The following is a 13,824-nucleotide window of genomic DNA, read 5'->3' on the forward strand; positions in this document are numbered from 1 at the left end:
GCGCCTCGGTCAGAGACCTCGACGCATTCGCCGGTTCCACCGCAAGGGCGGTGGGACAGCTTCTTTCGGACCGCAATCTCATTCCAAAAGCACTGTGTGGCACGGCGATCCGTCTGCGACGCGAGGCAGTATCCCGGGAGGTCCAGGTGAACCATGACACCGAGAACCCCCGTCATGTGCCGGTCCTGCTCGAGCGCGCCGACGAACTTCTCGGCCCCGCGCTGAGCGAGCCGGGCGCGGTCTATCTCGACGCGACCCTCGGCCTGGGCGGGCACGCCGAACATTTCCTGCGCACCTATCCGCAGGCACACCTGGTGGGTCTCGATCGCGACACCACCGCGCTGAAACTGGCCGGCGAGCGCCTGGCGCCCTACGCCGACCGGATCACCCTGGTGCACACCCGCTACGACGGGATCGCGGACGCGCTCGCCGAGGCAGGCCTGCCCGAAATCGGTTCCGTCTCGGCGATTCTCATGGACCTCGGGGTGTCGTCGATGCAGCTCGACGAGGCCGAGCGCGGCTTCGCCTACTCCGTCGACGCACCGCTGGACATGCGGATGGACCCCACCACCGGCCCCACCGCCGCCGATGTGCTCAACACCTACAGCCACGGCGACCTGGCGAGGGTCCTGAAAACCTATGGCGACGAGCGGTTCGCGGGCAAGATCGCCTCGGAGGTGTTGCGCAGGCGCGCGGTCAAGCCGTTCAGCACCAGCGCCGAGCTGGTCGAGGTGCTCTACGCGAGCATCCCGGCCGCGGCGCGGCGCACCGGCGGACACCCGGCCAAGCGCACCTTCCAGGCGCTGCGGGTGGAGGTCAACGGCGAGCTCGACTCGCTGCGCGCCGCCCTGCCCGCCGCGCTGGACGCGGTGCGCGTCGGGGGGCGGATCTGTGTGATGTCGTACCAGTCGCTGGAGGACAGGCTGGTCAAGCAGGAGTTCGCGCCACGGATCGTGTCCCGCTCGCCGATGGAACTGCCGGTCGAATTGCCCGGCATGGGACCGGAATTCCGGATGCTGACCCGTGGCGCGGAGAAGGCGACCGAGTCCGAGATCGAGGCCAACCCGCGCTCGGCGCCGGTGCGTATGCGCGCGGCCGAGCGGATCGCGGAGAGGTCAGGGAGGACACAGGAGGGGACACGATGAGCGTGCGGACGAGCACTGTCGCCGTGCCGGGGCGTACGGCCCGTCGCGTGGAGGCAGCCGAACGGGTGAAGTCCGGTGCCGCCCAGCGGGCCTACGCGCGCAAGCGCACCAGGCAGCAGCTGCTCGACGGCATCGAGCTGCCCGAGCGGGCCTCGACGATGGCCGGGCGGATCCCGTTCGTCACCGCCATCATCGGTCTGCTCGGTTGCGGCCTCGCCCTGACCCTGCTGCTCACCACCCGCGCCGCCGAGGACAGCTACCTGCTCGGTGACGCCAGGGCGGTCAACCGCAAGCTCGCCGACGAGCGGGCCGCGCTGCAGCGCGAGGTCGCCGCCGCCGACTCGGCACCCGAATTGGCCGCGCGCGCCCGCGAACTCGGCATGATCCCGGCCACCGACCCGGCCCGGCTGGTCATCGGCCCCAACGGCGAGGTCACCGTCATCGGCACCCCGACGCCCGCCCAGGGCGCGCCGGTGCCGCCGCTCAACGGCCCGCCGACCACCACGCCCAGCGGTCCGGCGCCCGCCCACCAGCAGGCCCAGGGCGAACGGGTGGTGCCGGTGCAGCCGGGCGCCCCGATCGCGAGCCCGGCCGCCCCGAGCCCCACCCCGCCGAACGTGCTCGCCGCACCGGTCGTCCCCGGCGGTGGCGCGAATCAGGCACCGGCGCCCGTCGTTTCGCCGCAGCCCGAGCCGGGCGAGGCATCGGCGCCGAACGGTGCGCAGACACCGGGCGAGGAACCCACACCCGTCGAAGGCGAGACACCGCAGGCACCGCTCGCTCCGGCGACAGTGCCCGATCGGGTCGAGGTCGGCGCTCCGACGGACGGCGACACCTTCGCGCCCGCCTCGGCCGAAGGCCCCGCCCTCGCCCCGGTGACGGCGCCCGCACCGGCCGACACGCCGCCACACGCACCGGGTGTCGTGCCGGGACGGCCGACTCCCGCCGCCGCGCCGCCGAGCGAGCAACCGCACATCGTCGATCCGGAGGGCGAACTCCGATGAGGAAGAGCGGGCCCGCGTCGCAGCAGCGACGCGGGCCGGTGTCGTCGAGGGCCCGTCGATCGCGGTCGCTCTCGCCGGACCGGCCGATCCGGTTGCGCCTCGGCGTCGGCCGGGTCACCATGCTGGCCGCCCTCGCCGTGGTGGCCCTGCAGCTGCTCTACATCCAGAGCCTGGCCGCGCCGACGCTCTCGGCGCAGGCCGCCTCCCAGCGCATGTACAAGGAGACCGAGGCCGCCGTGCGCGGTCCGATCACCGACCGGCACGGTAACCGGCTGGCCTTCACCATCACCGCGAAAGCCTTGACGTTCCAACCGGTTCGGGTGCGCCAGCAGCTGGCCGACGCCAAGGAGACCAAGCCGAGCGCGCCCGATCCCGAGCAGCGGCTCAAGGACATCGCGAAGTTCGTGCACGAGAAGCTCGGCCCGGAGGCGCCCAAGGAAGCGGAGCTGCTCGACAAGCTGCGCAGCGACAAGACCTTCACCTACCTCGCCCGCAATGTCGATCCGCGGGTCGCCTCGGAGATCGTCACCAAGTATCCGGAGGTCGGCGCCGAACGCCAGGACCTGCGCGAATACCCCGGTGGCGCACTGGCGGCCAATGTGGTCGGCGCGACCGGCTGGGACGGGCACGGCCAGATCGGCCTGGAATCGGCGCTGGACTCGGTGCTGGCCGGTACCGACGGCTCGCGCACCTACGACCGCGGCTCCGACGGCGCGGTGATCCCCGGCAGCCACCGCGACCAGCAGCCCGCGGTGAACGGCTACGGCGTGGAACTGACCCTCGACGAGGACCTGCAGTACTACGTCCAGCAGCAGGTGCAGCAGGCCAAGCAGCTCTCCGGCGCGTCCTCGGCCTCGGCGGTCGTACTCGACGCCAAGACCGGTCAGGTGCTGGCCATGGCCAACGACAACACCTTCAATCCCGCACTGGGACCCCAGCACTGGGCCTCGGCGAACATGAGCAACCCCGCGGTCTCCGAGCCCTTCGAACCCGGCTCGGTGAACAAGATCGTCACCGCGGCCGCCGCCATCGAATACGGGCTCACCCACCCCGACGAGGTGCTGCAGGTGCCCGGCTCGATCCGGATGTCGGGGGTCACCGTCAACGACGCGTGGGCCCACGACGTCGCGCCGTACACGACCACCGGCATCTTCGGAAAGTCCTCCAACGTCGGCACGCTCATGCTCGCCCAGCGGGTGGGCGAGGACCGCTTCGCCGACATGGTCGACCGGTTCGGCCTCGGCAAGCGCACCGGCATCGGCCTGCCCGGCGAGAGCCCGGGCCAGGTGCCCGCCCGCGACCAGTGGTCCGGCGGCACCTTCGCCAACCTGCCCATCGGCCAGGGCCTTTCGATGACGACGCTGCAGATGACCGGCATGTACCAGGCCATCGCCAACGACGGCCTGCGCATCCCGCCGCGCATCGTCAAGGCCAGGATCGCCCCCGACGGCACCCGCACCGAGGAACTGCAACCCGACGGCGTACGGGTGGTGAGCCCGCAGACCGCCGAGACCCTGCGCACCGTGTTCCAGGCGACCGTGCAGCGCGATCCCATGGGGGTCCAGATGGGCACCGGCGCGCCCGCCGCGATCGAGGGCTACCAGGTGGCGGGCAAGACCGGCACCGCGCAGAAGGTCGACCCCGCGTGCCGGTGCTATTCGACCTCGTCGTTCTACATCACCTTCGCCGGATTGGCGCCCGCCGACAACCCCCGCTACGTGATCGGCATGATGCTCGACGCGCCGGTCCGCAGCTCCGACGGCACCGGTGGCGGCTCGGTCGCGCCGCTGTTCCACAGCATCGCCTCCTGGGCCCTGCAGCGCGACCGTGTGCCGCCCTCGCCGGAGCCGCGACCGCTCGTGCTGGAGGCCGGGCTCTGACACTGCGCCTTGGCGCAACCCGCGTTGCCCATCCGACACCGCGCGTCGGTAACCTGACTGCTCGTCTCGCCCACGCGCTCGATCACTCTCAGAGAGGAGCCCTGTGCCCGCGCAGTCCAGCCCGCACGCGCTCCGGCCGACCACGCCGCCGTCGATGCCGCTGCAGGCCCTGCTGGACCTCACCGGCGCCACCGTCGTGACCGCCGGATCCACCCAGGTGGTCGTCACCGGGATCGAGCAGCGCTCGAACGCGGTGCTGCCCGGTGACCTGTTCGCCGCGCTGCCCGGCGCGGCCGCCCACGGTGCCCGCTACGCCGCCGACGCGATCGCCGCGGGCGCGGTGGCGGTGTTCACCGATGCCGCGGGCGCCGAGCTGATCGGCGAGGTCGCGGTGCCCGTGCTGGTGCGCGAGCGACCGCGCGCCGTGCTCGGTGAGCTCTCGGCCGAGATCTACGGCCACCCCAGCGACCGGTTGCGGATCATCGGCATCACCGGCACCGCGGGCAAGACCACCACCTCCTACCTGGTGGAGGCGGGTCTGGTCGCGGCCGGGCTGTCCACCGGGCTGATCGGCACCATCGAGACCCGCATCGGCGGGCAGCGGGTGCCCAGCGCGCTCACCACGCCCGAGGCGCCGCAGTTGCACGCGATGTTCGCCGCGATGGTCGAGCAGGGCGTGCAGGCGGTCGTGATGGAGGTCTCCAGTCACGCGCTCGCCCTCGGCCGGGTCGACGGCGTGCGCTTCGCGGTGGGCGCGTTCACCAACCTCTCGCAGGACCACCTGGACTTCCACGCCGACTTCGAGGACTACTTCGGCGCCAAACGGAAACTGTTCGACGCCGATTCGCCGGTCGCGGCGCGCACCGCGGTCGTCTGCGTCGACGACGAGTGGGGCACCCGCCTGGCCGGTGACCTGGCCGCGCCGATCACCGTCTCCACCGTCGGCGCCGCCACCTGGCAGGTCGCCGGCGCGGTGCACACCGCGGGCGCCGAGCAGGAGTTCACCGCTGCCGGGCCCGACGGCGAGCTGCCCGTGCGGCTGCGGCTGCCCGGCCGCTACAACGTGGCCAACGCGCTGCTCGCGGTGGCGACCTGCGCGGCGGCCGGGGTCGACCCCGCGGTCGTCGCGCCCGCGCTGGCCACCGTCGACGTGCCGGGCCGGATGGAGCGGGTCGAATGCGGCCAGGACTTCCTGGTGCTGGTCGACTATGCGCACAAGCCCGCCGCGATCGAATCGGTCGTGGCCACCCTGCGCGGGCACCTCGCCGAGGCCGGACACGGCAGGCTCGCCGTGGTCCTCGGTGCGGGTGGTGACCGTGACTCGGGCAAGCGACCACTGATGGGCGCGGCGGCGGTCCGGGGCGCTGACCTGGTGATCGTCACCGACGACAACCCGCGCACCGAGGAACCGGCGGCCATCAGGGCTGCCGTGCTCGCCGGTGCGCGCGAAGTCCCGGCCACCGACCGCGGCGAGATCCGCGAGGTCGGCGACCGGGCCTTCGCCATCGCCGACGCGCTCGCCTGGGCGCGGACGGGTGACGTGGTGCTCATCGCGGGCAAGGGCCACGAGGTGGGCCAGGAGATCCAGGGCGTCAAGTACCCCTTCGACGACCGCGCGGCGGTCGCCGCGGCACTGGAGGCCCTGCGGGCCGGACCCACCGCGCAGACGGACTCGGAGGATTTGACGGTTTCATGATCGAGATGACACTGCGGGAGATCGCGGACGTTGTCGGCGGTGAGCTGCACGACGCACCCGACCCCCAGGCACTGGTGACCGGCTCGGTGGAATTCGATTCGCGCCGAATCGGTCCCGGCGATCTGTTCCTCGCGCTGCCCGGCGCCAACTCCGACGGACACGACTACGCGGCGACCGCGGTCGCCGCCGGGGCGGTCGCGGTGCTCGCGGCCCGCCCGGTCGGCGTGCCCGCCATCGTCGTCGCCCCCGAACGCGGTTCGGTACCGGCGAGTTCGGTGGCGCTGACCAGCGACGCCGATGGTTCCGGCGCGGCCGTGCTGGCCGCACTGGCCGAGCTGGCGCGGGTGAGCACCGAACGGCTGGCGCAGCGGACCGGCCTGACCGTCGTCGGGGTCACCGGGTCCTCCGGCAAGACCTCGACCAAGGACCTGCTCGCGGCGGTGCTCGCCCCGCTGGGCCCGGTCGTCGCGCCGCCCGGCTCGTTCAACAACGAACTCGGTCACCCGTGGACCGCCCTGCGCGCGGGCCTGGACACCAAGTTCCTCGCCCTCGAACTGTCCGCCCGCGGCCCCGGCCACATCGCCGCGCTGGCCCGGATCGCGCCGCCGCGCATCGGTGTCGTGCTCAATGTCGGCACCGCCCATCTCGGTGAGTTCGGCAGCCGCGAGGCCATCGCCGCCACCAAGGGCGAGCTGGTCGAAGCGCTGCCCGTCGAGGGTCTGGCCGTGCTCAACGCCGACGATCCGAATGTCGCGGCCATGGCCTCGCGGACGAAGGCCCGCGTCGTGCTGGTCGGCCGCTCCGGTGACGCCGATGTGCGCGCCACCGACGTCCAGACCGACGACCAGGCCCGCGCCCGGTTCACCCTGCACGCGGGCGGGGAGTCGGTGCCGGTGCAGCTGGCCGTGCACGGCGAGCACCAGGTCGGCAACGCGCTGTCCGCGGCCGCCGTCGCGCTCGAGTGCGGCGCCGACCTCGCGACCATCGCCCAGGCGCTCGCGGGTGCCACCGCGGCCTCGGTCCGCCGCATGGACGTGCGCACCACCGCCGACGGTGTCACCGTCATCAACGACTCCTACAACGCCAATCCCGATTCGGTGCGGGCGGCGCTCAAAGCGCTGGTCACCCTGGCCAAGGCGGGCGAAGAACCCCGCCGCAGCTGGGCCGTGCTCGGCGAGATGGGCGAACTCGGCGCAGAATCGGTGATCGAACACGACGCGATCGGACGGCTGGCGGTACGCCTCGATGTCGACCGGTTGATCGTGGTCGGCACCGGACGCCCGTCCCGGGGCATGCACCAGGGCGCGGTGATGGAAGGCTCATGGGGCGAGGAATCGATCCTCGTTCCCGATATCGACGCGGCGATCGCGCTGCTCGACGACGAGATCGCCGCGGGCGATGTGGTACTGGTCAAGGCGTCGAAGGCGGTGGGCCTGTGGGCCGTCGCCGAGCACCTGACCAGGGCAGGGGAAGGTAGCACAGCTCGATGAGGCAGATCTTGTTCGCCGCGGGGATCGCGTTGGCGGTGTCGATCCTGTTGACGCCGTTCCTGATCCGCGTGTTCGCCAAGCAGGGCTTCGGCCAGGAGATCCGGGTCGACGGCCCGGCCAGTCACCAGGCCAAGCGTGGCACGCCGACCATGGGTGGCGTCGCCATCCTGATCGGTATGTGGGCCGGTTATCTCGGCTCGCACCTGATCGGCATCGGCTACGACGCCGAGGGCCCGACGGCCTCGGGTCTGCTGGTGCTCGGATTGACCACCGCGCTCGGTGTGGTCGGGTTCCTCGACGACTTCATCAAATTGCGCAAGCAGCGCAATCTCGGTCTGTCGGCGGCGGGCAAGTACATCGGTCAGATCAGCGCCGCGGTGATCTTCGCGGTGCTCGTGCTGCAGTTCCGCGCCGAGAACGGGTTGACCCCCGGCAGCAAGCACATCTCGTACGTGCGCGACTGGTCGACGGTCTCGATGGGCGCGCTGGTGTTCGTCATCATGGTGTGCCTGCTCGTGGTGGCCTGGTCCAACGCGGTCAACCTGACCGACGGACTCGACGGCCTGGCCGCGGGATCGATGAGCCTGGTGCTCGGCGCCTACGTGATCATCACGTTCTGGCAGTACGACAAGGCGTGCTCCACCGACCCCGGTCCCGGCTGCTACAACGTGCGCGACCCGCTCGACCTCGCCCTCGTGTGCGCGGCGGCGGCCGCGGCGTGCATCGGCTTCCTGTGGTGGAACGCGGCCCCGGCCAAGATCTTCATGGGTGACACCGGTTCGCTGGCGCTGGGCGGCCTGCTGGCCGGGCTGTCCATCACCACCCGCACCGAGCTGCTGATGGTCGTCATCGGCGCGCTGTTCGTCGCCGAGGCGGCCTCGGTGGTGCTGCAGGTCGTGGTCTTCCGCACCACCCGCAACCGGTTGTTCAAGATGGCGCCGTTCCATCACCACTTCGAGTTGAGCAAGTGGGCCGAGACGACGGTGATCATCAGGTTCTGGATCCTGGCCGGCATCGCCGCCGCCGTGGGTCTCGGCCTGTTCTACAGCGAATATCTTTCCCAGGTCGGGTGAGGACGGACATGGTCGAACACTCACCCCGCGCACTGCGCTCCCCGGGCCCGATGCTCGAATTCCTGCGTGGCCGTGACGTTCTCGTCGCCGGCTGGGGCGTCTCCGGGCGCTCGCTGATCGAGCCGCTGCGCGATATCGGCGCCCACCCCGTCGTCACCGACGGCGGCGCCAAGGCGCTGGCCGAGGCCGCCGAACTGGGCCTCGAGGTCGCCACCAGCATCGAACTCGAACACACCGACCTGAGCCGGTTCGCCCTGGTCATCACCAGCCCCGGCTGGCGGCCGGACTCGCCGGTGCTGGTCTCGGCGGTCACCGAGGGCATCCCGGTCTGGGGCGATGTCGAATTCGCCTGGTGGGTCGACCAGGCCAGGATCTACGGTCCGGTCCGCAAGTGGCTGGTGATCACCGGCACCAACGGCAAGACCACCACCACCAACATGACCCACTCGATCCTGCGCGCCGCCGGTATCTCCAGCGTGGCCTGCGGCAACATCGGCCTGCCCATCCTGGACGCGCTGCGCCGCAACCCCGGTCCGCAGGTGCTCGCCGTCGAGCTGTCCTCGTTCCAGTTGCACTGGGCGCCCTCGGTGCGTCCGGAGGCGGGCGTGGTGCTCAATGTCGCCGAGGACCACCTGGACTGGCACGGCGGCCTCGACGCCTACGCCGCCGCCAAGGCGCGCGCGCTGACCGGTCGCGTCGGCGTCGTCGGCCTCGACGATCCGGTCGCCGGATCGCTGGCCCGCAAGGCCAAGGCGCGCCGCACCGTCGGCTTCCGGATCGGCGTGCCCGCCGACGGCGAACTCGGCGTGGTCGACGGCAAACTCCTGGACCGCGCGTTCACCAAGGCCGCGATCCTCGCCGAGACCGGCGACATCAGCCCGCCGGGCCCGGCCGGGATCGCCGACGCGCTGGCCGCTTCGGCACTGACCAGGGCGATCGACGTGGCGCCGCAGTTCGTCAAGGAGGGTCTGGCCGAGCACAAGGTCGGTCCGCATCGCACCGCGTTCGTGCGCGAACTGGGCGGGGTCGAGTTCATCGACGACTCCAAGGCCACCAACCCGCACGCCGCGCGCGCCGCGATCATGGCGCATCCGCAGGTGGTGTGGCTGGCCGGCGGACTGCTCAAGGGCGCCAGCATCGACGACCTGATCGAAGAGATCGGTGACCGGCTGGTCGGCGCGGTCCTGTTCGGGGCCGACGCGCCGGTGATCGCCGCCGCATTGGCGCGACACGCACCCGAAGTCCCGGTCATCGAGCTGGATGCGGGAGACGATGCAGACATGCAGTCGTCGAGATCCCAGCGAGCCGAAGCGGTCATGGGCCGCGCGGTGCGCGCGGCGGCGGGGCTGGCGCGCGCGGGCGACACCGTCCTGCTCGCCCCGGCGGCCGCCTCCCTGGACATGTACGACGACTACACCCACCGCGGACGCTGCTTCGTGGACGCGGTGACGGCACTGGAAGATGGTGACATCGGGCGGGAACTATGACCGAGACGCGGCGAACAGGGTGGGCGGGGGAGCGCTTCGGCGCCTGGTTGGCTCGTCCGCTCGCGTCCTTTCACCTGATCGTCACCATCGCCACGCTGCTCACCGTGCTCGGTCTGGTGATGGTGCTCTCGGCCTCCAGCGTCGAGGCGTATGCCGGGGGCGGGTCGGCGTACTCGCTGTTCATCCAGCAGGCGATGTTCGCCGCGCTGGGCGCGGTGGGTTTCTATGTGGCGCTGCGGTTGCCGCTGCGCCTGTTGCGGCAGTGGTCGTTCCCGATCTTCACCCTCTCGGTGCTGGCGCTGGTGCTGGTGCTGATCCCCGGCATCGGCTCGGAGGTCGGCGGCGCGCGGCGCTGGTTCGACGTGGGCCCGATCTCGATCCAGCCGTCCGAAGTGGTGAAGGTGACCCTGGTGGTCTGGGGCGCGCATCTGCTCGCCTCGCGCCGCGGTGGCCAGCTCAAGGACATCTTGGTGCCGCTGGTGCCCGCCGGGCTGCTGGTGTGCCTGCTGGTGGTGCTCGAACCCAACCTGTCGACCACGATCGCGCTCGGCATCGTGCTGATGGCGCTGCTGTGGTTCGGCGGGCTGCCGGTGCGGTTGTTCGTCAGCATCATGGTGACCGGCCTGGTCGCCGCCGCGATCCTCGCGGTGTCGGCGGGGTATCGCTCCGACCGGGTGCGCGCGTTCTTCAACCCCGGTGACGACCCGCAGGGTGCCAACTATCAGGCGCGCCAGGCCAAGTACTCCCTCGCCGACGGTGGTCTGCTCGGGCGCGGCCTGGGCCAGAGCCGGGCCAAGTGGAGCTATCTGCCCAACTCGCACAACGACTTCATCTTCGCCATCATCGGCGAGGAGCTCGGCTTCCTCGGCTGCATGATGGTGCTGGCGCTGTTCGCGCTGTTCGTCTACGCGGGGATCCGGATCGCGCTGCGGTCGGTCGACCCGTTCCTGCGGCTGCTCGTCGCCACCGCCACCACCTGGATCACCGCGCAGGCGCTGATCAACATCGGCTATGTCGTGGGGCTGCTGCCGGTGACCGGCCTGCAGCTGCCGCTGGTCTCGGCCGGTGGCTCCTCGCTGGCCATCACGCTGTTCATGTTCGGCATCATCGCCAGCGCCGCCCGGCACGAACCCGAGGCGGTCTCGGCGTTGCAAGCCGGTCAGGACGGCCGGTTCAGCCGACTGCTCCGCCTCCCGGTGCCCGAGGTCTACAGCCCGGCCAGGGCCGACGCGCCACGCAAGGCCGCGCCCCGCGCCAGGGCCGAACGGCCACGTCAGGCACCCCGCCGCCAGCCGCCGCCCGAGCGCCGTCGACGCGCGTCGGAGAGCCGCGGCACGAGTTCGCTACGGTCGACCCGAGCATGGGAACCGACCTATCCGATGCCACACGCTAAAGAACGAGGTAGATCCAAGTGAGTAACCCGCGATCCGGGTTGTCGGTGATCGTCGCAGGCGGGGGCACCGCAGGCCACATCGAACCCGCGCTGGCGGTCGCCGACGCGCTGCGCAGACTCGACGACTCGATCCGGGTGACCGCCTTGGGCACCGAACGCGGGCTCGAGACGAAGCTGGTGCCGGAGCGGGGCTATCCGCTCGAACTGATCCCGCCGGTGCCGTTGCCGCGCAAGCCCTCCGCCGATCTGCTGCGCCTGCCCGGCCGGGTGCGCGCCTCGGTGAAGGCGACCAGGGCCGTGATCGACGAGGTGAACGCCGATGTGATCATCGGTTTCGGTGGCTACGTCGCGCTGCCCGCCTATCTCGCCGCCCGCGGTGGGCTGTTCGGGCGCAAGCGCCGGGTGCCGGTCATCGTGCACGAGGCCAATGCGAAGGCGGGCATCGCCAACAAGGTCGGGGCCAAGCTCGCGGCCAAGGTGCTTGCCGCCGTGCCCGACTCGGGCCTGGCCGGCGCCGAGGTCGTCGGGATACCGGTGCGCGCCTCGATCACCGAACTCGACCGTCCCGCCTTGCGCGCGCAGGCCCGCAGCCACTTCGGGCTGCCCGCCGAGGGCCCGGTCCTGTTGGTGTTCGGCGGATCCCAGGGGGCGCGCAGCCTCAACGAAGCCGTCTCCGGCGCCGCGCCCCAACTGGCCGCCGCCGGGATCTCGGTGCTGCACGCGCACGGTCCGAAGAACAGTGTCGAGGTGAGCACCGCGGGCGCGGCCGCGCCGTATGTCGCGGTGCCGTATCTGTCGCGGATGGATCTGGCCTACGCCGCCGCCGACGCGGTGGTGTGCCGATCGGGCGCGATGACGGTGGCCGAGGTGTCGGCGGTCGGCCTGCCCGCGTTCTACGTGCCGCTGCCGCACGGCAACGGCGAGCAGGAATTCAATGCCAGGCCGGTGGTGTCGCAGGGAGGTGGCAGAATTGTCGCCGACGCCGATCTGACCCCGAAATATGTGATCGAAGAGGTGATTCCGCTGCTGCTCGACCCCGCTCGACTCGCCGAGATGAGCCGCGCCGCGGCCGGCGCTGGCCATCGCGACGCCGCCGACACGGTGGCCAGGATCGTCGCCGAGGTCGCCCGATGAGCGGTCAGCCGCCGGAGACGAACGCGATCGGCGCCGATGTCGGCGCGGGCCTGCCGCCCGAGCTCGAACGCGTGCACATGGTCGGCATCGGCGGGGCCGGGATGTCGGGCATCGCCCGGATCCTGCTCGCCCGCGGCGGCGCGGTCTCGGGCTCCGATGCCCGCGAGAGCCGCGGCGTGCTGTCGCTGCGCGCCCGCGGTGCCCAGGTGCGGATCGGTCACGCCGCCGAGGCGCTCGATCTGCTGCCCGGCGGCCCGACGGTCGTCGTCACCACCTATGCGGCCATTCCGAAGACCAATCCCGAACTGGTCGAGGCGAATCGCCGCGACATCCCGGTGCTGCTGCGTCCGACCGTGCTCGCGGCGCTGATGCGCGGCCACAAGACCCTGCTGGTCTCGGGCACCCACGGCAAGACCTCGACCACCTCGATGCTGATCGTCTCGCTGCAGCACTGCGGCGCCGATCCCTCCTTCGCGGTCGGCGGCGAGCTCAACGAGGCGGGCACCAACGCCCACCACGGCAGCGGTGACATCTTCGTCGCCGAGGCCGACGAGTCCGACGGCTCACTGCTGCAATACGACCCGGACGTCGCCGTGGTCACCAACATCGAATCCGATCACCTGGACTTCTTCGGTACCGACGAGGCCTACGTGCAGGTCTTCGACGACTTCGCCGATCGCCTCGCCCCCGGCGGCCTGCTGGTCGTGTGCCTGGACGATCCCGGCTCCCTGGCGCTGGCCCACCGGGTCGCCCCGCGCCTGCGCGAGCGTGGCGTCGAGGTACTCGGATACGGCTCCGGTGAGCTGCGCGAATCCCCGGTGCCGGTCGGTGCCCGGCTGCTCGGCTGGGAGCCCCGCGATGTGGGCGGCATCATCGAATTCCAGCTCGGCGGGGAGACCACCCCGCGCACGGTGCGCCTGTCGGTCCCGGGCAGGCACATGGCGCTCAACGCGCTGGCCGCGCTGCTGGCCGCCCGCGCGACCGGTGCCGACATCGACGAGATCGTGCAGGGCCTGGAGGGATTCGGCGGCGTGCACCGCCGGTTCCAGTTCACCGGCCGGGAGAACGGCGTGCGCGTCTTCGACGACTACGCCCACCATCCCACCGAGGTGCGCGCCGTGCTCGAGGCGGCCGCCCAGCTGGTCGCCCAGGAGGCCCGCGACGGCGCGCGCACCCGGCGCGGGCAGGTGATCGTGGTGTTCCAGCCGCATCTCTACAGCCGCACCGCCACCTTCGCCGCCGAGTTCGGCACCGCGCTGAGCCTGGCCGACGAGGTCGTCGTGCTGGATGTGTACGGCGCCCGCGAGGACCCGCTGCCCGGCGTCAACGGCGCGCTGGTGGCCCAGTCGGTGACCAAACCCGTGCATTACCAACCGGATATGTCCAAGGTCGGCAGGCAGGTCGCCGCCCTGGCCCAGCCCGGTGACGTGGTGATCACCATGGGCGCAGGCGATGTCACCATGCTCGGCACCCAGATCCTCGACGGCCTGCGCGCCCGGCCCCAGCAGAGCGGCCGGTGAGA

General features: G+C 71.5%; 10 protein-coding genes. All 10 read left to right on the top strand.

All coding sequences use genetic code 11. The features are described 5' to 3' along the window. The first annotated feature begins 146 nt into the window (after window positions 1-146). The 10 genes from rsmH (at window position 147) to murC (ending at window position 13,822) form a co-directional block, all read left to right on the top strand. Window positions 147-1,145, top strand: coding sequence for a 16S rRNA (cytosine(1402)-N(4))-methyltransferase RsmH (gene rsmH, locus ACFVVM_RS27855; RefSeq protein ID WP_387624152.1), 999 nt, complete (start codon window positions 147-149; stop codon window positions 1,143-1,145). Next, on the top strand, window positions 1,142-2,149 hold the full coding sequence (locus ACFVVM_RS27860) for a hypothetical protein (protein ID WP_387624154.1): 1,008 nt from the start codon (window positions 1,142-1,144) through the stop codon (window positions 2,147-2,149). The genes rsmH and ACFVVM_RS27860 overlap by 4 nt, the downstream gene beginning before the upstream one ends. Further along, the gene (locus tag ACFVVM_RS27865) at window positions 2,146-4,029 is read left to right on the top strand and encodes a peptidoglycan D,D-transpeptidase FtsI family protein (RefSeq protein ID WP_387624157.1); all 1,884 of its coding nucleotides are present in this window, start codon (window positions 2,146-2,148) and stop codon (window positions 4,027-4,029) included. Before ACFVVM_RS27860 ends, ACFVVM_RS27865 begins: the two co-directional genes overlap by 4 nt. A gap of 103 nt (window positions 4,030-4,132) precedes the next feature. Next, on the top strand, window positions 4,133-5,725 hold the full coding sequence (locus ACFVVM_RS27870; RefSeq protein WP_387624160.1) for a UDP-N-acetylmuramoyl-L-alanyl-D-glutamate--2,6-diaminopimelate ligase: 1,593 nt from the start codon (window positions 4,133-4,135) through the stop codon (window positions 5,723-5,725). Next, complete coding sequence (gene murF / locus ACFVVM_RS27875) at window positions 5,722-7,215, top strand: UDP-N-acetylmuramoyl-tripeptide--D-alanyl-D-alanine ligase (protein ID WP_387624162.1); 1,494 nt, start codon at window positions 5,722-5,724, stop codon at window positions 7,213-7,215. The genes ACFVVM_RS27870 and murF overlap by 4 nt, the downstream gene beginning before the upstream one ends. Continuing rightward, complete coding sequence (gene mraY / locus ACFVVM_RS27880) at window positions 7,212-8,288, top strand: phospho-N-acetylmuramoyl-pentapeptide-transferase (protein ID WP_387624165.1); 1,077 nt, start codon at window positions 7,212-7,214, stop codon at window positions 8,286-8,288. The genes murF and mraY overlap by 4 nt, the downstream gene beginning before the upstream one ends. A 50-nt stretch (window positions 8,289-8,338) precedes the next feature. After that, a complete protein-coding gene (gene murD, locus ACFVVM_RS27885; RefSeq protein ID WP_387624354.1) occupies window positions 8,339-9,775 on the top strand; it encodes a UDP-N-acetylmuramoyl-L-alanine--D-glutamate ligase in 1,437 nt (478 codons plus the stop codon). Then, window positions 9,772-11,190 (top strand): putative lipid II flippase FtsW, encoded by a 1,419-nt coding sequence (ftsW, locus tag ACFVVM_RS27890; protein WP_387624168.1) that lies wholly within the window; start codon window positions 9,772-9,774, stop codon window positions 11,188-11,190. The genes murD and ftsW overlap by 4 nt, the downstream gene beginning before the upstream one ends. After that, entirely contained in the window at window positions 11,187-12,302 is a 1,116-nt protein-coding gene (murG, locus tag ACFVVM_RS27895) for an undecaprenyldiphospho-muramoylpentapeptide beta-N-acetylglucosaminyltransferase (RefSeq protein WP_387624171.1), read from the top strand. The genes ftsW and murG overlap by 4 nt, the downstream gene beginning before the upstream one ends. Further along, window positions 12,299-13,822 carry a UDP-N-acetylmuramate--L-alanine ligase gene (gene murC, locus ACFVVM_RS27900; protein WP_387624174.1) on the top strand — a complete coding sequence of 508 codons (1,524 nt, stop codon included), beginning with the start codon at window positions 12,299-12,301 and terminating at the stop codon, window positions 13,820-13,822. The genes murG and murC overlap by 4 nt, the downstream gene beginning before the upstream one ends. The last annotated feature ends 2 nt before the right edge of the window (window positions 13,823-13,824 follow it).

The organism is Nocardia sp. NPDC058176 (assembly GCF_042883805.1).
Classification (GTDB): domain Bacteria; phylum Actinomycetota; class Actinomycetes; order Mycobacteriales; family Mycobacteriaceae; genus Nocardia.